At 34.9% G+C, this 19,910-nt stretch carries 20 protein-coding genes and 1 CRISPR repeat array; of the genes, 17 read left to right on the forward strand and 3 right to left on the reverse strand.

The genetic code is table 11. The annotated features are described in order from the left end of the window. Positions 1–2 precede the first annotated feature (2 nt). Genes ACZ42F_RS12265 through ACZ42F_RS12285 form a run of 5 tightly spaced genes read left to right on the forward strand, consistent with a single transcriptional unit; the run spans position 3 to position 4,376 of the window. The gene (locus ACZ42F_RS12265) at positions 3–905 is read left to right on the forward strand and encodes a type III-B CRISPR module-associated Cmr3 family protein (protein ID WP_464279200.1); all 903 of its coding nucleotides are present in this window, start codon (positions 3–5) and stop codon (positions 903–905) included. 28 nt (positions 906–933) lie between these two features. Beyond that, complete coding sequence (gene cmr4 / locus ACZ42F_RS12270; protein WP_464279201.1) at positions 934–1,851, forward strand: type III-B CRISPR module RAMP protein Cmr4; 918 nt, start codon at positions 934–936, stop codon at positions 1,849–1,851. An 11-nt stretch (positions 1,852–1,862) separates the two neighbouring features. Further along, positions 1,863–2,303: a type III-B CRISPR module-associated protein Cmr5 gene (gene cmr5 / locus ACZ42F_RS12275; RefSeq protein ID WP_464279202.1), complete on the forward strand. Its 441-nt coding sequence runs from the start codon at positions 1,863–1,865 to the stop codon at positions 2,301–2,303. A gap of 6 nt (positions 2,304–2,309) precedes the next feature. Further along, positions 2,310–3,443, forward strand: coding sequence for a type III-B CRISPR module RAMP protein Cmr6 (cmr6, locus tag ACZ42F_RS12280; protein ID WP_464279203.1), 1,134 nt, complete (start codon positions 2,310–2,312; stop codon positions 3,441–3,443). Between the two features lie 39 nt (positions 3,444–3,482). Then, entirely contained in the window at positions 3,483–4,376 is an 894-nt protein-coding gene (locus tag ACZ42F_RS12285) for a putative CRISPR-associated protein (RefSeq protein ID WP_464279204.1), read from the forward strand. A gap of 461 nt (positions 4,377–4,837) precedes the next feature. Continuing rightward, a CRISPR array of direct repeats spans positions 4,838–9,337; the repeat unit is 36 nt; unit sequence GTTAGAATTGTTCCTTGATGAAAAAAGGATTGCGAC. Positions 9,338–9,477: 140 nt separating this feature from the next. Here the strand turns inward: ACZ42F_RS12285 and ACZ42F_RS12290 are convergent. Then, entirely contained in the window at positions 9,478–10,584 is a 1,107-nt protein-coding gene (locus ACZ42F_RS12290; RefSeq protein ID WP_464279205.1) for a Card1-like endonuclease domain-containing protein, read from the reverse strand. Between the two features lie 73 nt (positions 10,585–10,657). On the opposite strand from ACZ42F_RS12290, the gene cas1 reads away from it, so the two are divergent. From cas1 to csm6, 4 genes are read left to right on the forward strand one after another with little or no spacing between them, the layout of a single operon-like run. Continuing rightward, the gene (gene cas1, locus ACZ42F_RS12295; RefSeq protein ID WP_464279206.1) at positions 10,658–11,773 is read left to right on the forward strand and encodes a CRISPR-associated endonuclease Cas1; all 1,116 of its coding nucleotides are present in this window, start codon (positions 10,658–10,660) and stop codon (positions 11,771–11,773) included. Next, positions 11,773–12,048, forward strand: coding sequence for a CRISPR-associated endonuclease Cas2 (cas2, locus tag ACZ42F_RS12300; RefSeq protein WP_464279207.1), 276 nt, complete (start codon positions 11,773–11,775; stop codon positions 12,046–12,048). Before cas1 ends, cas2 (ACZ42F_RS12300) begins: the two co-directional genes overlap by 1 nt. Next, positions 12,048–12,326, forward strand: coding sequence for a CRISPR-associated endonuclease Cas2 (cas2, locus tag ACZ42F_RS12305; RefSeq protein ID WP_464279208.1), 279 nt, complete (start codon positions 12,048–12,050; stop codon positions 12,324–12,326). The genes cas2 (ACZ42F_RS12300) and cas2 (ACZ42F_RS12305) overlap by 1 nt, the downstream gene beginning before the upstream one ends. Then, entirely contained in the window at positions 12,323–13,450 is a 1,128-nt protein-coding gene (gene csm6 / locus ACZ42F_RS12310) for a CRISPR-associated ring nuclease Csm6 (protein WP_464279209.1), read from the forward strand. Before cas2 (ACZ42F_RS12305) ends, csm6 begins: the two co-directional genes overlap by 4 nt. 67 nt (positions 13,451–13,517) lie before the next feature. Here csm6 and ACZ42F_RS12315 read toward each other — a convergent pair whose 3' ends face one another. Then, the gene (locus ACZ42F_RS12315) at positions 13,518–13,913 is read right to left on the reverse strand and encodes a hypothetical protein (protein ID WP_464279210.1); all 396 of its coding nucleotides are present in this window, start codon (positions 13,911–13,913) and stop codon (positions 13,518–13,520) included. Between the two features lie 113 nt (positions 13,914–14,026). Continuing rightward, entirely contained in the window at positions 14,027–15,286 is a 1,260-nt protein-coding gene (locus ACZ42F_RS12320; protein ID WP_464279211.1) for a carboxypeptidase-like regulatory domain-containing protein, read from the reverse strand. A 259-nt stretch (positions 15,287–15,545) separates the two neighbouring features. Here ACZ42F_RS12320 and ACZ42F_RS12325 point away from each other — a divergent pair, with 259 nt between their 5' ends. The 8 genes from ACZ42F_RS12325 to rpmA all read left to right on the forward strand — a co-directional run bounded on the left by ACZ42F_RS12325 (position 15,546) and on the right by rpmA (position 19,844). Then, a complete protein-coding gene (locus ACZ42F_RS12325) occupies positions 15,546–16,049 on the forward strand; it encodes a nitroreductase family protein (RefSeq protein ID WP_464279212.1) in 504 nt (167 codons plus the stop codon). An 11-nt stretch (positions 16,050–16,060) separates the two neighbouring features. After that, positions 16,061–16,702, forward strand: coding sequence for an MBL fold metallo-hydrolase (locus tag ACZ42F_RS12330; protein ID WP_464279213.1), 642 nt, complete (start codon positions 16,061–16,063; stop codon positions 16,700–16,702). 2 nt (positions 16,703–16,704) lie between these two features. Beyond that, positions 16,705–17,748 carry a glycosyltransferase gene (locus tag ACZ42F_RS12335; RefSeq protein WP_464279214.1) on the forward strand — a complete coding sequence of 348 codons (1,044 nt, stop codon included), beginning with the start codon at positions 16,705–16,707 and terminating at the stop codon, positions 17,746–17,748. A gap of 200 nt (positions 17,749–17,948) precedes the next feature. Then, positions 17,949–18,491, forward strand: coding sequence for a flavodoxin family protein (locus ACZ42F_RS12340; protein WP_464279215.1), 543 nt, complete (start codon positions 17,949–17,951; stop codon positions 18,489–18,491). After that, positions 18,427–19,092, forward strand: coding sequence for a hypothetical protein (locus tag ACZ42F_RS12345; protein ID WP_464280303.1), 666 nt, complete (start codon positions 18,427–18,429; stop codon positions 19,090–19,092). Before ACZ42F_RS12340 ends, ACZ42F_RS12345 begins: the two co-directional genes overlap by 65 nt. Then, a complete protein-coding gene (locus ACZ42F_RS12350; protein WP_464280269.1) occupies positions 19,055–19,153 on the forward strand; it encodes a hypothetical protein in 99 nt (32 codons plus the stop codon). Before ACZ42F_RS12345 ends, ACZ42F_RS12350 begins: the two co-directional genes overlap by 38 nt. A gap of 94 nt (positions 19,154–19,247) precedes the next feature. Continuing rightward, entirely contained in the window at positions 19,248–19,559 is a 312-nt protein-coding gene (gene rplU, locus ACZ42F_RS12355) for a 50S ribosomal protein L21 (RefSeq protein WP_464279216.1), read from the forward strand. Positions 19,560–19,580: 21 nt separating this feature from the next. Beyond that, positions 19,581–19,844: a 50S ribosomal protein L27 gene (gene rpmA, locus ACZ42F_RS12360; protein ID WP_464279217.1), complete on the forward strand. Its 264-nt coding sequence runs from the start codon at positions 19,581–19,583 to the stop codon at positions 19,842–19,844. The last annotated feature ends 66 nt before the right edge of the window (positions 19,845–19,910 follow it).

Consider the following 19,910-nt stretch of genomic DNA (forward strand, 5'->3'; position numbering starts at 1 on the left):
TAATGTTTAATTTCTATTCTTTTCAACCCAATGACACTATTTTTTTTAGAGGTTCTGAACCTATGAGTATGGGTGAACATCATGATTCTACCTTAAACTTTCCTCCTCCTATTCATACTATTGCAGGAGCTATAAGAACTTATTTTTTCAAAAAAGATAAGGCAAAATATGAAAAATTAATAAATCTTGGCAAAGAAAAGCCAGGATTTAACATAGTTGGTCCTTTTTTTAAACTGGATGATAAAGTATATGTTCCTGCTCCTTATTTATGGTTTAGAGAAAAGCAAAAATATAAAGAAAGTATAGATAAAGATGAAAAGGTAAAAGTAATAAAGGCCAAAAGAATAAAAAAAGGTATAATAAAATCTTCTGCTAAAGATATGTATTGGGCAAAAGGAAACTCAGAGTTAGAGAGTATTGGGGGAAGTTGGATAGCTTATGATGATCTCATGGGAAAGGAAGTTGTTAACCTGAGAACAATAGAAGATTTTTATGAAACAGAGCCTAGAGTTGGTATTGCGTTAAATCCAAATAGAAGTGTAAGAACCCATCACATTTATTCTTTTACTCACTGCAGATTGAAAAAAGGAGTAAGTCTTATTTTCGGAATAGATGTAAAAGACTTGGGAGATGAGGGGGTTCTATTTTTGGGAGCAGAACAGAGATTTGGATGGTATAAAAGAGAAAACTTTGACTTAGATTTAAATGAACAAGGGAACTATTTCATGTCGTTATCTTTAATATCAGGCAGCAAAGAGGCAAATGAATCTGTGGTTGCTACAGGCAAGATTGTTTATTTAGGTGGATGGGATTTGTCCAAAGGATTTCATAAACCTATGAAGGGATATTTTCCTGCAGGTACTGTTTTTAATAAAAAGTTAGATAATTGCATAGCTATTGATTAATTTTAAAATACTATAACAGGAGGATATTATGTTAAAAAAAGAATATTTTTCTATACTTTCTTTCTACGCTATTTCTCCCATACATGCAGGGAGTGGTGCTTCTGTAGCTACAGTGGATTTACCCATTCAAAGAGAAAGGCATACAGGTTATCCTATCATTCAGGCCTCTGGAGTAAAAGGAGCTATGAGAGACCATTTTCGAAATTTTTTTGAAGATAATAAGGATAATAAAAATGTAAAAGAAGTTATTAACTATATTTTTGGTTCGGATAAACAAGATGATTGGAGTGAAAAAGAAAGTTTACCTGGAGCGATCTCTCTTTCAGATGCAAAGCTTTTAGCATTTCCTGTAAGGTCTAATGTAGCCCCTTTTGTTTGGGTAACTTGTCCAACAGTATTGGAAAGATTTAAGCGAGATTTGGAGTATTTGGGTATTAAGAAAAATTTGACTTATGATTCAGTATCAAAGAATAAAGCTATAACCTTAAAAGGAGCAGAAACTTTTAAGGGAAATTATGATGTATTGTTAGAAGAAGCCCTTGTAAAAATAGATAATAATACTGAAGAAAATAAAGATGAATTGGTAGAATTTATATGTGAAAATTTTCTTGAAATAAAGACTCTTTTACTTATCTCAGATGAGATGTTTGATTATTGTGTTACTTGTTGTACAGAAATTCAAACTAACATAAAGATAAATGCTGAAAAAGGTACAGCAGAAGATCGTTCACTTAGATATCAAGAATTTTTGCCTGCTGATTCTTTTTTGTATTCTTTAGTTTGTTTTAGTGCGCAAAGTAAGGATAAAAATTCTTTTGCTGCAAAGACAATTAAGGATTATATTCAAAGTAATATAAAAGATTTTTTGCAAATTGGCGGTGATGTAACTTTAGGAAAAGGGATCTGTAATATAAAGTGGATTGATGCTGATAAAGAACAAGAATAAGGAGGTAAATAATGAGGACTTTAGGGCAAAAAAGGGCAGAATATGCTTTAAAAGAAGTTTTAAAAGCAAAAGATATAGATAAATTTGATTCCTTTGTTGCTGGTGCTCCTGCTCAGATATTACAAAATGGTTTTGGCCAAACCTTAGCTTTTTGGTTATCTAAAGGAGCAAAAAAGAATAAAAACTCTGGCGATAAAGAATTTAATACAAAAGACAAGCATATAGTTTTATTTGATATAATTTTTAATTGGTTAAAATGTAAAGATAAAGATATAAATAATGAATTTATTCCTCAAACTCTTCAAGACAGGGAAAAGCTTATAGAATACTTAAATAAAATTGAGCAAAAAGAATATCTCTCCATACAAAAGGAAGTCTTAGCACTTTTAGAATGGGTAAAAAGATATGCCCAAGCCTTTTGTGGTAATAAAGACGTAAAGAATGAGGGGTAAGATAAAATGATTCCAGTACATAATAAAATATTATGTATTTTAAACTCGTATAACAAAGGAAATTTTGGCTTATGGTTTAATAAATTTATAGAACTAAATGAAAGAGATAATTTTAAAGTGCCTAGAGATTCTGTTGTTGAATATAGACAAAAGTATAAAGAACTATCCAATTATTTAAAAGAGTTTTTGTTAAAAAAGCACGTAAATCAATATCAGTTCTGTCAAAGTCGGTCTTCAAAATATGAAATAGTGGTTTTTGTAGCACAATTAAAGTCTCCTCTCATAGTAGGAATAGGAGAAACACATCCAAGTGAGGTAGGTATGATTTTTGATCATAACTTAGGTCTTCCTTATATCCCTGCCTCATCTCTTAAGGGAGTTGTGAGATTTGCCCATATGTTGGAATTAGTTGATAATGGTATTCCCGAAGATAAGCTGAAAGAAGACAATAAAGGTAATTTTTATATTGATGAGGAAGAAAAATGGACCTATGTTCCTCATATACTTGGAACAGGAGGAGATAATGCTAAACGAGGGAAGGTTATTTTTTTAGATAGTTATCCCTTTGAAGTCCCTCAATTACACATAGATATTATGAATCCCCATTATGGCCCATACTACTCTGATGAAAAACACAAAACCCCACCTGGAGACTATCATCAACCAACTCCAATAAAATTTTTGACAGTGGCTAAAGGCTCTAGGTTTGTTTTTAGAGTATTGATTGATAAAACTGACAAAAATTGCAATGAATTAAAGAAGAGGACAATAAAAGCTCTAAAAAGAGCTATTACTGAAGAAGGCGTGGGAGCTAAGACTGCTTTGGGGTATGGTCTTTTTGAAGTTATCTCTACAAATGAACCTCCCGAAATAATAAAAATATACCAAGAGAAGTATATGTCCGAAGAAGATAAGATAAAGCAATATAAAGAAAAAATGTTAACTGAAATAGATAAATTAAATAAAGGCTCACAAGAAGTTGATGCTTTTATTCAGCAGTGGCAACAAAATGAACAATTAAAAACAGATAAAGATATTGCCCAAAGGCTTCTAGATAAGGTACGTAAAAAAAAGAAAAATAAAGAATATACAAAGAGTTATCAGATATTAGCTGAGATATTGAACATTAGTTTAGATTAAGATGAATAAATTACTAAACTTAGAAAGGAGCTCTAATCAATGCCCAACTATATTGTATCTCCTTGTGGAACCAGTCTATTAACTGGTGGTGCAAGTAATGAAGAAAGAAAATTGTTGATTCAATACGCTAATTATAAAAACTTACAAGATATTGAGCCAGAGCATAGGTTTTTGTTGGAAAAGAGGGTACGAGAAGTAAAAAATAAGCTCATGCAACTTCCTTCCACAGAAGTAACGAGGTTTTCAGCAGAATTAAATGCTTTGGTAAAGTTTTATCAAGGTAAATTTTTGTCCGGGGATTATCACTTCTTGCTTTGTACAGATACCTGGCTAGGAGAACAAACAGCTAATATGATAAGAGAATGGTTGGAGAGTCAAAACAATAAAATGGTGGTTGAGGTTTATCGTCAACCAGATCTGCAAACAGAAAATATGGAAGCATTTCAGTTAGCTTTAACCGAACTTGCTGAAAAGTTTGAAGCTATTTTGCCTGAATATAAGCAAAATCAATATCGTATTATATTTAACCTTACTGGTGGGTTTAAAAGTGTACAGGGATTTTTACAGGTTATTGCCATGTTTTATGCAGATGAAATTATTTATGTTTTTGAATCTGGCTCTTCTTTATTGCGTATTCCTCGTTTACCTCTAAAGATTGATTTGGAAGAAAGTATTAAAAAAAACATTACTGTGTTTCGGCGTTTAGAAGCAGGCCTTTTAACTCTCAAGGAGGCTGAAAGTTTGCCGGAGATGTTTATTTTTAAGATGGATGAAGAAGTTGACTTTTCTCCCTGGGGAAAGCTTGTTTGGAATAGGGCCAAAGAAGTTTTATATGAGGAAGAACTCTGGCCAGAGCCAGTAGAGTATGTAAAGTTTTCTGATAAATTTGTTAAACAGATAAATGCACTGCCTGGACATAGAAAAAAGAGATGAATGAACGTATAGATCAGCTTGTCAAAGCGTTGCGAGATAAAAGCTATAATCCAAGGAGTTTACGTTTCCACCCAATTGAAGGTAAAAAAATGGGTAAGTGTACCCATGAATTCTATGCTTGGACTGGTGAAGATGATAGAGTATATGGTTATTTTGATAACGATGTGTATGTGGTGGATAGACTGGATGATCATTTATAATATTACGAAACAGACTGGTTTTATACAGCTCTAAAAAGCTCTTTGAAAAAGAAAAATAGGGGTTTTATATTTGCGCCAACCTCTTTTACCCCTTAAAAAAGGGTGAATTTTGCTTAGGTCGGCGCAAAGGATAAGCTTTTGAAATTATTTGACAAAATCAAAAAAGAGGCCTATAAAAATATTTAAACTTTATTTTTTTAAAAAGGGTCGGCGCAACACAAGGTCTAACTCTTTGAAATATTTAAGAATAAAAAGGGCAGAGTTAGAATTGTTCCTTGATGAAAAAAGGATTGCGACCTTAAAGACCCTCACCCAATCACCCACGACTTCTTTGGTTAGAATTGTTCCTTGATGAAAAAAGGATTGCGACTATTATTCTCAACATCTTTAATTATATTTTCATCTTTTTCAATTGTTAGAATTGTTCCTTGATGAAAAAAGGATTGCGACTTTATAAGCATGCCATCTATTAAACCCTTGTATTTCATCCTCGTGTTAGAATTGTTCCTTGATGAAAAAAGGATTGCGACCGAATGTCACTTTTACTTTATACCATTTTAATTTCATTTTACGTTAGAATTGTTCCTTGATGAAAAAAGGATTGCGACAGTTCCAGATTTTTCTGAAATTTCCATCTACATTTCCAATTGTTAGAATTGTTCCTTGATGAAAAAAGGATTGCGACATCAAATTCTCCATAAAATATTGTCTTATCTGTATTATCGTTAGAATTGTTCCTTGATGAAAAAAGGATTGCGACCATCTTTAAATGTCACCTTTACCTTATACCATCTCATTTTTGTTAGAATTGTTCCTTGATGAAAAAAGGATTGCGACATTTTTCTACCTCCTTTTTTTGTTTTGTTTCTTTTAGTTTTTGTGTTAGAATTGTTCCTTGATGAAAAAAGGATTGCGACACCAACGGCTTCTTTTCCAAGTGTAAAATTGGAACAGGTGCCGGTTAGAATTGTTCCTTGATGAAAAAAGGATTGCGACGATGCCCTAACCGCTTATTTTAAAAATACCAATTGTTTTTGTTAGAATTGTTCCTTGATGAAAAAAGGATTGCGACATTGAAGTGTTTAAGATGTAAACTGTCATGTTGCCCTCCTGTTAGAATTGTTCCTTGATGAAAAAAGGATTGCGACAATAAACAATTCATGTAAATAGTGTTCTTCACCTTTAGGTGTTAGAATTGTTCCTTGATGAAAAAAGGATTGCGACAGTATTCCAGGACTTCGTAAATGTCCTGGAATACCTCAATTGTTAGAATTGTTCCTTGATGAAAAAAGGATTGCGACTTTGGAAGACCCTTACCCATTCACCAACGGCATCTTTTCGTTAGAATTGTTCCTTGATGAAAAAAGGATTGCGACATTTCACACAAAATTAATATATCTTTTCTTGTCATGTAGTTAGAATTGTTCCTTGATGAAAAAAGGATTGCGACATAGTATCTTTGGAAGACCCTTACCCATTCACCAACGGCATGTTAGAATTGTTCCTTGATGAAAAAAGGATTGCGACATTTATTAGCATAAATCCTATATCCATTAGTATCATTCTTTAGTTAGAATTGTTCCTTGATGAAAAAAGGATTGCGACAGTTTAAAGACATGCTCAGGTCTCGGAATCTATTAGAAAATAGTTAGAATTGTTCCTTGATGAAAAAAGGATTGCGACCAGTTGATACAATCCGCAATATGGATACAGAGTTTATTAGTTAGAATTGTTCCTTGATGAAAAAAGGATTGCGACTTACGACTAACACTATAAAACGGAATCGACCTTTATAGTAAGTTAGAATTGTTCCTTGATGAAAAAAGGATTGCGACTTTTTCTTTGGCTGCTTCAACTGCAGCCTCTAAAAACTGAGGTTAGAATTGTTCCTTGATGAAAAAAGGATTGCGACTGGTTTTACCAACACCATTTATTCCTTCAAAAATAGTTAGAATTGTTCCTTGATGAAAAAAGGATTGCGACTTTTTCTTCTACTTTCTTTATTTTTAAGCCTGTTATTTTGTTAGAATTGTTCCTTGATGAAAAAAGGATTGCGACGATTAGAAGATATCTGAAATTTCCCGCTCATCCCAGGTGGTTAGAATTGTTCCTTGATGAAAAAAGGATTGCGACTGTTGCCTATAAAAAGTAAAACTAAATTCTCTTGTTTCTTGTTAGAATTGTTCCTTGATGAAAAAAGGATTGCGACCTTCCGGCGTCACCCTGGGCAATTTTACCTTCGCACAGGATTGTGGTTAGAATTGTTCCTTGATGAAAAAAGGATTGCGACTCCCTTTTAATATCCGAGGTATTCCAGGATCTCGTAAAGATCGTTAGAATTGTTCCTTGATGAAAAAAGGATTGCGACGTTTTTTAGTTTCCTAAAAAATATCTAATGATAGCTGGAGCTTGTTAGAATTGTTCCTTGATGAAAAAAGGATTGCGACTACCTTGGTACAGCCAAAACTTCCCACACATCTTTTCTCTCCCAGTTAGAATTGTTCCTTGATGAAAAAAGGATTGCGACTTAAACGGCAAATCTCTATATAACTTTAAATAAAGAGTTTGTTAGAATTGTTCCTTGATGAAAAAAGGATTGCGACTCCCTTTTCCACTATTCCAATTTCCACTGTTCCAGTCTCCAGTTAGAATTGTTCCTTGATGAAAAAAGGATTGCGACATGTCTTCCACATAAGAATATCTAACGCTGGTACCAAGCGGTTAGAATTGTTCCTTGATGAAAAAAGGATTGCGACGTTTAACTCTTCTAAAGATAACACTTTCCCCTCAGGGAGACGGTTAGAATTGTTCCTTGATGAAAAAAGGATTGCGACTTGCGCCAAAAGTCTTTATTTCTAAATCCAACATTTTTGTTAGAATTGTTCCTTGATGAAAAAAGGATTGCGACGGCTGATTGTGCCACAATGGATTGCATCCGCAACATGGATGTTAGAATTGTTCCTTGATGAAAAAAGGATTGCGACGGGCATAATTTAAATTAATTTCTGTTTTTACTTTCATTTTTGTTAGAATTGTTCCTTGATGAAAAAAGGATTGCGACATTCTCATCGTTTAAATTATAATTATGTGAACCAACCAAGCAGTTAGAATTGTTCCTTGATGAAAAAAGGATTGCGACCCGTTTGTTTCTATTAGTACATAAAACGGGCCGTCTCCTCTTGTTAGAATTGTTCCTTGATGAAAAAAGGATTGCGACATTCTCAACGATATGTACTCCAATTAACGCTACTGGGTCTATTAAGGTTAGAATTGTTCCTTGATGAAAAAAGGATTGCGACCTTCCGCACTAAAGCGAGTTTCTCTTCTACACTCAGCACGTTAGAATTGTTCCTTGATGAAAAAAGGATTGCGACCTTTTTCTTCCTCCTCAAAATTCAATACTCTATATATTTGTTAGAATTGTTCCTTGATGAAAAAAGGATTGCGACAAACACAGATTGCCCTGTCATTCAGGGCAAAGTCATCATTGTTAGAATTGTTCCTTGATGAAAAAAGGATTGCGACAGTGTTTCGAGTATAAAAATTTAATTTTATACTCGAAAAGTTAGAATTGTTCCTTGATGAAAAAAGGATTGCGACATCATTCTTGATACCCTATAAATTCTCCGACGGCATAACCGTTAGAATTGTTCCTTGATGAAAAAAGGATTGCGACTACTAATGAACAACACTTCCATTTTTTTCCTCCTTTTTTGTTAGAATTGTTCCTTGATGAAAAAAGGATTGCGACAATGGTTCATTCCGCCTCTGAATCATAATCCAGGTCAAAAAAAGTTAGAATTGTTCCTTGATGAAAAAAGGATTGCGACAATGGTTCATTCCGCCTCTGAATCATAATCCAGGTCAAAAAAAGTTAGAATTGTTCCTTGATGAAAAAAGGATTGCGACTACTGCCCAAAACCCAACCGAAAACAAAACTACATTTTTCATACTGTTAGAATTGTTCCTTGATGAAAAAAGGATTGCGACTCGAATAACTTCATTTTCAATCCCTCCTTTTTTTTATTGTGTTAGAATTGTTCCTTGATGAAAAAAGGATTGCGACTGTTTTTCAAATTCAATGGTGTTTCTCATATTTTCCTCCTTTGTTAGAATTGTTCCTTGATGAAAAAAGGATTGCGACCTTTTCTAAAAACTCTGGTATTTCATATAATTTCATATTACAGTTAGAATTGTTCCTTGATGAAAAAAGGATTGCGACTAGATACCCATTTGTATCATTTCGCAACAACTTTTTTGCCTGTTAGAATTGTTCCTTGATGAAAAAAGGATTGCGACCATGGAATATTTCGACACCGTCTTCGGTGTCGAAACCTGCTGGGTAGTTAGAATTGTTCCTTGATGAAAAAAGGATTGCGACTCATCTCTGGGGTCAGCTTCAAAACCCCAGAGATACACTTTCTGTTAGAATTGTTCCTTGATGAAAAAAGGATTGCGACGATTTGACCTCCTTTTTCTTTTGTTGATTTCTTTTTAAGGGTTAGAATTGTTCCTTGATGAAAAAAGGATTGCGACTCTAGAGCATTGAATACAATATCCTCAGCCAGATGTCCCCTGTTAGAATTGTTCCTTGATGAAAAAAGGATTGCGACTACATCTTGATAAAGTTTAAAAGCATCTTCTGGAGAATATCGTTAGAATTGTTCCTTGATGAAAAAAGGATTGCGACTGGAAAGTGTAAGTGCCAAAATTTGGGAGAATACTGTTAGAATTGTTACTTGATGAAAAAAGGATTATAGTTGATTAGACTAGTAATGATTTAGTTTGTGGACTTTAAAGAGGTAAATGTATAAGCAATAAGAAATAATTTTTTAACTAATATTTTTAGAACAAAGAAAATTTGGTTTGTTTTTTGGGGTAATATTATTTATCTTGAAGTTTTAAAGGAGTTTCTTGATTTCCTCTTTAAGATTTTTTAATTTTTTATCAGAAATTATCCTTATTCCCCATGACCTGGCTCTTTGAATTAAGTTGTCTGAGGTATGTAAGCCTATAAAAATAGGATAACCATATATCCCAGCAACCTTATTCTTGATAGATTCTAGTTTGTAAAGATAATCAACATCTGTCTTTAAAGGTTTTTTAGAAGATTCAAAGTCAGTTTTCTTGGTAGTTTTGCATTCAATTATATAAAGTTTATTTTTTATGCAAAAGGCTATATCCAGTTCATTTTTATTTTCTTCTAAGTCTACTACTTTTATATTTTTGGCTAAATCTTTTATACCTATTTCTTCTTTTAGTTCAAGCAAACAAGTAAACACATAATCTTCTAACCATCCACCATTGCAGAAAAACCTTTCTTTTTCCCCTGTAAAGATAATAGTATCTTTATTTATATTTAGCATTTTTCTTTCTTGTAGAAAAGATAATTGTTTTTTTATATATGTGCTGTTTTTTTTAATCATTACCTTATTGTTTGAGTTGTTAGCTTGGCTAGATAGATAATTCAGAATTGAAAAAAAATTTTTATTTTTACAAACTATGTTTAATAACTCTGGTATTGAGGCAAGAAACTTTTTCTCTGGTTTTTTAGTTTCTTTTGATTTAATTTTATATCCATAAAGACTTAAATAGTTTTCCAGGTCCAAAATATCAGGCAAAGGAGTTTCTTTGAACTCTGGAGTTATTTGAAGTATTTTTTGATTAGCAGTATCAACATATAAAGAGCGAATTTTTCTTTTTTGGCAAAATTCATAGGCACTGATGGTCATCATCTTGGTCCCACCAGTAAGATTGAAATGTAGGTTTTCTTCTTGAGGGATGTGTTTGTTTAGCTTTTCAATTATTTCTGGGTAATTGTAAGAAGAAACCTCTATTTTTTGGCATTTCCAGTTATATGTAGAGCATATTTGGGCAAAAATTTCATATTTTTTCTTCATCTGGGAGGTAGCGATAATATATACGAAATTTATTTTTTCCTTGTTTAAGTATAGAGGTATAAAGTTGGGAATTAACTGCTCAGATATGATTACAATGTGTTTTTCCATTTTTCTTTCCTTAGCAATGTTTGGCAAATATTGTTTTTGTTATCTTTTTTCTTTTTTTGATAGAACTTAGCCTATGAGTGTAGTGTACATAACTAAACCAGGCGTAAAAGTCCACTTGGAAAAAAATCACCTTTTGGTAAAAGGGGAAAATTATCTACAAAATATTTATACTTTTAATTTGGATAGGCTAGTTCTGGTAGGGAAGGTAGAGATTACTCACGCTGCTTTAGTACATTTGTTTCGCAACGGTGTTAGTGTTGTCTTTTTAAGTAGAGGCGGTCAATTTTTAGGTTCTTTATCTGGGCCAGATAATAAAAACACTGTGCTTAGACTGACTCAGTATCGTTGTTTTGAAGATAAGGACTTTCGTTTGCAAATGGCCAAAAGCATAGTGCAAGGAAAGATAATCAATTTGCGCACCTTGGTTATGCGTATGGCCAGAACCCAAAAGAGTGCAGTAGCCGACCAGGTGGCAGATAGGTTGAATAAGGTTTTAACTCTGGTAGAGCAGGCCAAGGACTTAGACAGCCTTAGAGGCTTTGAAGGTCAGGCCAGCAGGGAATACTTTAGGGCCTATAGAGAAGGATTTTCTAAGGCTTTAAAGTTTAGCAAACGGGTACGCAGGCCTCCTACAGACCCGGTAAATGCCTGTTTATCTTTTGGCTATATGGTCCTCTATAGCTTGGTTTTAGGAGCAGTACAGAGCAAGGGGTTGGATGCTGGCTTAGGGAATTTGCATGCCATAAGTTATGGGCGTAATTCTTTAGCCTTAGATTTAATGGAAGAGTTTCGACCTATTGTCGTGGATATGACTGTTCTGGCCCTTTTTAATTTAAAAATACTTGCTCGTGATAATTTTATTTTTGAAGAGATAAAAGAAGTAGAAGAAAAAGGAGAAGAATTTGTAAAACAAGTTGATCCTTTAAATTCAGAAATCTTTCTACCCAAAGAACATGAATTGGAAGAAAGCATCGTGGAAGAGCCAAATAAGGTTACTAAGGTTTTGTTAAATAGAGAAGGTAAGAAAAAATTTATAAAACATTTAGAAAAAAGGCTTAGTAAGAGCATCTTTTATCCTTTAAAAGAGAAACAGTGCTTTCTACGAGATATAGTTCACTATCAGGTAGAGCACTATATTTCTTGTCTAAAGGGAGAAAGTAAAGACTATATTCCTTTTGTTATAAGATAATGCTTTATGTAGTTAGTTATGATATTTCTTGTCCTAAAAGGTTAAATAGGGTTTTCAATGCCCTTAAGGATTTTGGAGTTCCAGTACAATACTCTGTATTTGAGTGTGATTTATCTTTGTCTCAGGTTGAGGAAATGCTGGAAAGGGTTTCTGCAATTTTAGATCTGGAAGAAGATAGCCTTTTATTATATCCTGTATGTAAAGTTTGTCGCCAGAAAACCAAAATTTCTGGGATAGGAGAAGTTTGGATAGATAAAGAATTCTGGGTTTACTGATGTGGTTCCTAGTGATTTATGATATTCGTAATCCTCGTAGGTTGAACAAGGTGGCTAAAATCATGGAAGGCTTTGGCCAGAGGGTGCAGAAGTCTGTTTTTGAATGCTCTTTGGATAAGTCTAGTTTTTATAAATTGCAAAAACAAGTAGAATCAATTATTAATCCTCAGGAAGATACAGTAAAATATTTTTATTTGTGTAATAAATGTTATGAAAAGGCTATTTTATTAGGTAGGGGTAAAAGATTTTTAATTTTTCCAGAGGTAGCAATAATATGAACATACTTTTATGTCTTTCAGGTCTTACTCCACAAGTAATTACAGAAAGTTTATATGCTCTTGCTTTTAAATATAATCCGCCTTTTATTCCACACCAAATAAAAGTTTTAACTACAGCTAAGGGCAAAGCTTTAATTCAGGAAAAACTTTTACATCCTGTAGAAGGAAGGTTTTTCCATCTATGCGAAGAATATAATTTGGGTTCAATCATTTTTGATGAAGAGGATATTTATGTTTTCAAAGGAGAAGAAGAGCTTTGGGATTTACAAAACAGCCTGGAAAATAGCTTGGTAGCTGATTTTATTTTACAAAAGGTAAAAGAGATATGCCTTCCCCAAGAAAATATAGTTTATGCTTCTTTAAGTGGTGGTAGAAAAACTATGAGTTTTTATCTGGGTATGGCTATGCAATTTTATGCCAAAAAAACAGATAAACTGTTTCATGTCTTGGTAAATCCATCTTTTGAAAACCATCCGGAGTTCTTTTTCCCTTCTAAAATCGATAAAAATATTATGGTTTATGATGCAGAAGCCAAAAAAATGGTAGTAAAAAAATCTCAAGAAGCAGAAATTAAGCTGGCTGAAATTCCCTTTGTAAGGCTTAGAGATAAATTAAACTGGGATATGGATAAAAAACTGTCTTTTAAAGAACAGGTTCAAGCAGTAGAATATAGTCTTCAACAAAATTATTGTTTGGAGCTGGACCTGGAGAATACTTCTATAGTTTATCAAGATAGAGTAGTAAAATTAACTCCTTTAGAATTTTCTATTTATTTTGTTTTATTGGATAGTAAAAAAGGTTGTAATAATAAAGAATGTATTAGATGTGCTAAATGTTTTTTAAATCCAAGGGAATTTCCTGTTGAAAACTTTATTTTGATTTTAAAAAAAATATGGGGAAATTGGTCTTTGCGTGTGGAGAATATAGAAAAAAGATTAACAACTAAAGACACTTTATCCTGGTTTTTACAAAATAAATCCCGTATTAACAGCAAAATTAATAGTGTTTTTAAAGGTAAACATCTGGAGATAGTGGGTAAAAAGAATTATGGAAGCACTACCTATGGAGTGTTTGTGGTTAAAGAGCAAGTAAAGTTTAAGGGGTTCAAGTTGTTTTCTAATTAGTTTAAAGTATTTGTAGAAAAGTAATAAAATTAACTGCCCTAAATGTATTGTTTATAAACTTTAAGTTTTATTTTTTATTGTAATTAAATTGCAAGTTTATTTGATACTTGACTCTCTCAGGAGTCCAGCCAGGAAGAAATGCTGAATTCGCATCTAATACTATAAAACTCATTCCTCCTAAAGGATAAGGGGTTCCATCACCTAGACCTGTCCAACTAATACTTTTTTGCAAAGAGTTAGGAGTGATTGTATCCATTATGGTTAGGAGCCAGGCTATAGGCCTGTATTCTTGAAAAACAGGTTTGCAGGATGTATTGCTAGTAGGACGAAGAAGCATTGCCTTTTCTCCTTTAGCTGAAAGAGAAAAGGCGTATTGTTTTTTAAAGAAAAACATATCAATTAAAATTTTTTCTATTACCTCACCTCTTCCTTTTCCTGAGAAGTCAATTATTTTAGTGCCCATACATATTCCACTTTCATCAAATACTTCGCTCCCTAAGTCCCAGGAAATAATGGGGGTTTCACATATATAACGCTCCCAATTGCCTTCTGAATTTTTTAATTTTGCTTTTCCTTTTATATTGGCTTTAAAAAAGCCAGTGTAACGAAGGTTATTTTTGGTTTCATCCCAAGAAAGGTGAATACTTGGAAGTTGCTATCGCCTTTGGTGAATACAAAATTTTTTTCATATCGGTAAGAAGGGTCGGGTTCTTGAAGAGGACCTTTAAAGGTTTCACTTTTTTTATCATTTCCTGCTATAACAGTAATTTTTAATGGTTTACACTCTTTATGTAAAAGAACTTCTGCAATTTCATATTTGCCATTCTCATCTGTAAAACCTTCCCAGATACTATTATCTATTAGGGATTGTATTGTTATTTTAGCGTTTTCTACTGGTTTTTTACCAGAAGAAGTAATAGCTTCTACCTTACCAAATACAGTACCGTAAAAACCTTGATTGTATTGTAGTGCTTTGGGTAAAGAATAACGCTTAGCTAACTCTTTATAGCTTTTATGTCCTTTATCACAACCATTGGGAGGAATCTTGCACATGGAATCCTTAAAAAACTCTTCCATCAAATCAGTGGCATCCTTTTCCGCATCTCCAAAGTTCCACCAGCGAGCCTCTTGGCATACCTGGTTTATCCAATCAAGCCCCCAATCTGTTTGCACTGCTGGCTCTCCCCTGGAGAAATAGGTAAAAGAACTGCGTGGCTCACAGTCTGTATCAAAATCTCGGTCTGGAATGACCAGATTACCTTGCTCATCAAGTGAGCCAAACCTTCCTTCCCGTCTCTTATATACGCTTTTCCCTGTAGGATTCCCCTCCACATCTCTGAGGCTAAAGTTAATCATGCACTTTGCTGCAGCCTTGACCCCTTGGGTAGCAAACCTGGTTTCCCTGGCCTTGAGGTAAATTTTTCGTCCGTAATTTTTCAACCGCTCTATTACTGTTTCCCAATTTGCAGCCTTGGGGGACCTGGGGTCTCTTATGCGCATAAATTTCAACACAGCTCCGTTAACTGTAGTCTCTCCTGAACCTTGAGCTAAGTTTAGCAAGGAAGAGAATTTTTCTTCCCATTGTTTTAAGTGTTTATTTTCCTGATTTTGTTTAATGTTTTCTAGGATACTTTTTACTTCATCTCTGTCTTTTGCTTTGATTTCCATCCACTGTAGGTAGGGCTCTAGTTTACCAGGGTCTCCTTTGGGTTCATTGTAATTTTTTTCTATTCTAGATTTAAGTTCTTGATATTTTTGTTCTAAATTTTGCGCTCCAAGGGAGGTACTCCAGACACATAAACAAAAAACTAATAAAATTATGTTTCTTGTAAACATGGCTAGGTCCTCATATTTTTTTAGTTATACTAAAATATCTTATAAAAAGCACTTATTGTCAATAGGGAGTTTTATTTGTCAAATTCTAGATTTGATAGATTTTTGAGAATTTTAGCTTGTTAGGCTAGTTGAAAATTGGTGTTCTCCTCAACAAGAAGAATAATTTTAGGATGACAGCAAAAAAAAACTTCATTATTAATCTGCAAAATAAGTCAAAGCTGTCATAAACAAATATACTTAAGAATAAGGAGCTTAGAAGATGGAACTTTTCCAGGCCATTTTGGAGAGAAGAAGTATTCGCAAATTTACTTCTGAACCTGTAAGCAGGGAAGAGCTTTTGCGTATTTTAGAGGCAGGTATCTGGGCGCCCAGTGGGCTTAACAACCAGCCCTGGCGTTTTGTTTTGGTTCAAGATAGCAAGATAAAGGAGCGTTTAGCAGAGTGTACCAAGTATGGCCACATTGTGAGAAGTGCTCAGGCCTTGATAGTTGTTTTTCTGGATAAAAAGGCCTCTTATCATCACATCAAGGACGCTCAAGCCATTGGAGCGTGTATTCAAAATATGCTTTTGGCCATTCATGGTTTGAATTTGGGTGGAGTCTGGCTGGGAGAGATTTTAAATCAAGAAGCCCGGGTTCAGGAAATTCTGGATACTAATCCAGAAGATTTAGAGTTAATGGCAGTGATTGCACTTGGCCATCCAGCCCAAAAGGGTAGTTCTTCCAGAAAAGAACTGGAAAGCTTTATCCTTAAAGAGTTTTAAAGGAGCAACAGGTGTTAAAGGTAAAAATATTTCCCTTAGGCGTGCTTTCTACCAACTGTTATTTAGTTTACTCGGATAAGGAAGCTGTGGCTATAGACCCAGGCGGAGAGGCAAGTGAGGTCTTAAATTTTTTAGAACAAAACAACCTTACACTTACTCATATCCTCAATACCCATTTGCACTTTGACCACATTCAGGGCAATGCCTCTTTAAGTAAGGCTACAGGCGTAACTATTTGGGCCAGTGAAAAGGATAAGTACCTTTTGGAAAGTGAACTGGGGTTAGGTGGTTTTATGGATTTTCCTGAAACCCCAGAGTTTTCCTTTCAAAATTTAGAGCCCGGTCCTTTACAGGTACTTGACACTACCTGTGAAGTCCTTAGTACGCCTGGCCATTCTCCAGGTAGCCTTTCTTTTTATTTCCCAGCCATAAAAGCTGTTTTTGTGGGTGATCTTATTTTTTTTCGTTCCATAGGCAGGACAGACTTTCCTGGCGGCGACCAGGAGGTATTAATTAAGTCAGCCAGGGAAAAGATACTTACCTTGCCTTCAGAGACCATTATCTATTCAGGCCATGGAGAAGCTACTACAGTAGGGGAAGAAAAATTGCACAATCCCTATCTCAATCCTCATTTGCGAGGTGGCCTTTTTTAGCGATGAAAATTGTTTACTATACTTATCTGCGAGATAAAGGAGGTGCAGCCAGAGTTGCCAACTTAATTGCCAGCTATTTAAGTAAAGAGCCTGGGTATGAGTTTATTCAACTGGTAGAAAGGGAAGGAGTTGATTGGTCAAAATTGAAAGATGCTTCTAATTTTCACCTTCATTCCAGTAAAAACTGGCTGGAGGTATTAAAAAAACTGGTTGCTTTTAAGGGAAGAGTTTTTATTACTGCGCATGATTTCCAGGTGCTTGGTGGAGGCTGTGTTTATCCCTTTCAGTGTTTTAACTGGCAAAAGGAGTGTTTATCCTGTCCTTTGGGATTTACAAACAGTAAAGAAGTTTTTGCACAGAAGAAAAAATTGTTATTAAAAATAAACCCCATTTTTATTTATCCTTCTAACTGGTTAAAGAAGATGGGAAGCAAAATGTATCCAGGTCTGGAGCATAAACTTATTTATAATGGAGTGGAACTTAATTTTAATCCTACCCTGGAATTGTTTCGCTATCAACGAAAGTTTATAATTTTAATATGTTCTTCTTTGGGCCGCAATGAAATTAAGGGAAGTGATAGGTGGCCTTTCATTATAGAATCTATTTTTCAAGAAGATAAAGAAATACGCTTTTTTTTAGTGGGAGGAGAAAAGTTGTCCTTTTCTTCACCAGAGGTGGCTGCCAGGGTTAAGCAAGTACCTGTTTTACCTCATAGCGAACTTTTAAATTTGCTGGCCCAGGGGTCATTATTAATTTATCCTGCTAGAATAGATAACTTTCCCCTTGTTATTTTGGAAGGTATGGCCTGTGGCTTGCCTGTAGTGGCTTATCAGGTAGGAGGAATAGGTGAGCAAGTCATTGCTGGAGATTGTGGGGAACTGATTGCTCCTTTGGCTGAAGATAAACTAATAGCAACTGCACTTGCTCTGCTTAAAAATCCTGGGCAACTCAGGAAAATGGGAGTACAAGCCAGGGAAAGGTGGCAAAGATTTTTTAGAATAGAGAAAATGGCCAAAGAGTATGGAAAAGTTTATGTCCAAAACTAGAGAAGAATTTATTTTAGATTTGCGGCATACCTGCTGAAGGGTATTGGAGGAGATAAGTTTTTATCTCCGACAAAATAAGTTTAAACGCTTGGTGGTGCTGGTTTCTCCAGTGTTTAAAAGCACCTTGCGAGAGGTTAGTTTTATTTTTCCTCATTATCAGTTAAAGTTAGAGGAAAAAAGCAGCTTTTTAAAAGGTAGTTATGAAAAAAACATTACTGGTTAACGCCAGCCCGCATCTAAAGGGCAGTACAGACAGGGCCTTTAACCTGGTTTTAGAGAAGTGGGAAAAGGCAGAATATATTGTTTTGCGGGACAGGAAAATTATTCCCTGTATTGGTTGTCAAACCTGTGCCAAAGCTGAGTCCAGAGGTAGATGTATCTTTGAAGGTAAGGATGAGGTAAAAGCAATTTTTGATTCTTTGGCCCAAAGGGAGAAGCTTGTCTTTTTTTCTCCCATCTATTTTTATCATCTTCCTTCTCTGTTTAAAGGTTTTATTGACCGGGCGCAAAGTTTTTATATGTTAAATCCTGCTTCTTTACCAGTTAAAAAAGCCAAGGCTGTACTTTTAGCAGGCAGGCCCAAAGGGGAAAAGCTTTTTGAAGGAGCGCGTCTTACCTTAAAATACTTCTTACAAATCTTTGGCTATGAAGTGGAAATTTTGGGTCTTAGAGGTGTAGATGGACCTGAAGACCTGGATGCTCACAAAGAGCAAGAGATTCTGGATTTTGTCCAATCTTGGTAAACACTTTCGTCGCTGTCTTTTTTGTGGCCAGCCAGAAGTGGATGATTTTTTTTGTTTGGAGTGTAGAAAGTATTTACCTGCTTTAGCCAGGGGCTGGTGTCCCTTATGTGGACAGCCTTATACCTTGCCCTGTTTTCACCTCTGTGCAGAGTGTCAGAGTGTACTTCCACCCTGGTCTAAATTTGGTTTTGGCTGTTATTTAACTGGGACTTTTCAGGAAATTGTCTATGCTTATAAGTTCAGGGAAAAGCTGGCTTACCTGGATTTTTTTGTTTCCCTTTTGGAAAATGGGTTTTACCGGCATAAGTTAACCCGGCCAGATATTATTTTGCCCATACCCCTTTCTAAAGGAGGGCTCAGAAAAAGAGGTTTTAATCAAACTTTGGAGTTAGCTAAAGGACTTCAAGGTAAAATAGGGGGCAAGGTTTTGACCCTGGGGCTTAGAAAATCAGAGAAAATCTACCCCAGAGGACTTTGCGAAAAAAGAAAGGTTTTTAAATGTGCAGGGAGTTTTTGCCTTAAAGGCAGATTTGAGAGAGAAAAAGGTTTTATTATTAGACGATATTTATACCACAGGGGCTACCTTAAGGGAAGTGGGTAAGGTTTTACAAATACAAGGAGTTAAGGAGATAGAGGTCTTGGTTTTGGCCAGGAGTTGTTGAGGAGAGTTAGATTTTTTCCAGAAAGGAGAAAAAAGCTTGACTAGAGTTTAAAGTGTAGTTTAAGCATCTTTTTCTTCACGTATGGGAGGGTAACATGTTTGCTATAGTTGAAACAGGTGGAAAACAATATCGAGTCCAAGAAGGCTTACAGATTAAAGTAGAAAAGCTGGAGGTAGAGCCGGCCCAGGAAATTACTTTAGACAAAGTTTTGGTGCTGGGTGAAGGCGGAGAAGTCAAGATTGGCACTCCTTATGTGGAGGGTGCAAAGGTCGTTTGTGAAGTCTTGGGACACGGCAGAGGCAAGAAGATCATTGTTTTCAAAAAGAAAAGAAGAAAAGGCTATCGTAAAAAACAGGGCCACAGACAATGGTTTACTGCCTTGAAGATAAAGGAAATCAAGGCCTAAGTAGGTAGAGAGGAGGAAGTCATGGCTCATAAAAAAGCTGGTGGAAGTACTAGAAACGGTAGAGATAGTATAGGAAAAAGACGCGGTGTAAAGCGTTTTGCTGGTCAGCAGGTAAGAGCTGGCAATATCCTGGTTAGGCAGTTGGGTACCAAGATTCATCCTGGAGAAAATGTAGGTCTGGGTAAGGACTACACCCTTTTTGCTCTGGTAGATGGTGTGGTTAAATTTGAAAAATTTAAGAGAAAAAATAGAGTTAAGACTAGAGTTAGTGTAATTCCTGCCTAAGTTTTTTTTGAGTTTGTTTTTGTATTCTGGTAGAAAGCGTAAAGCCCCTTTGTCCTAAAGGGGCTT

The organism is Desulfonauticus autotrophicus (genome assembly GCF_055381725.1).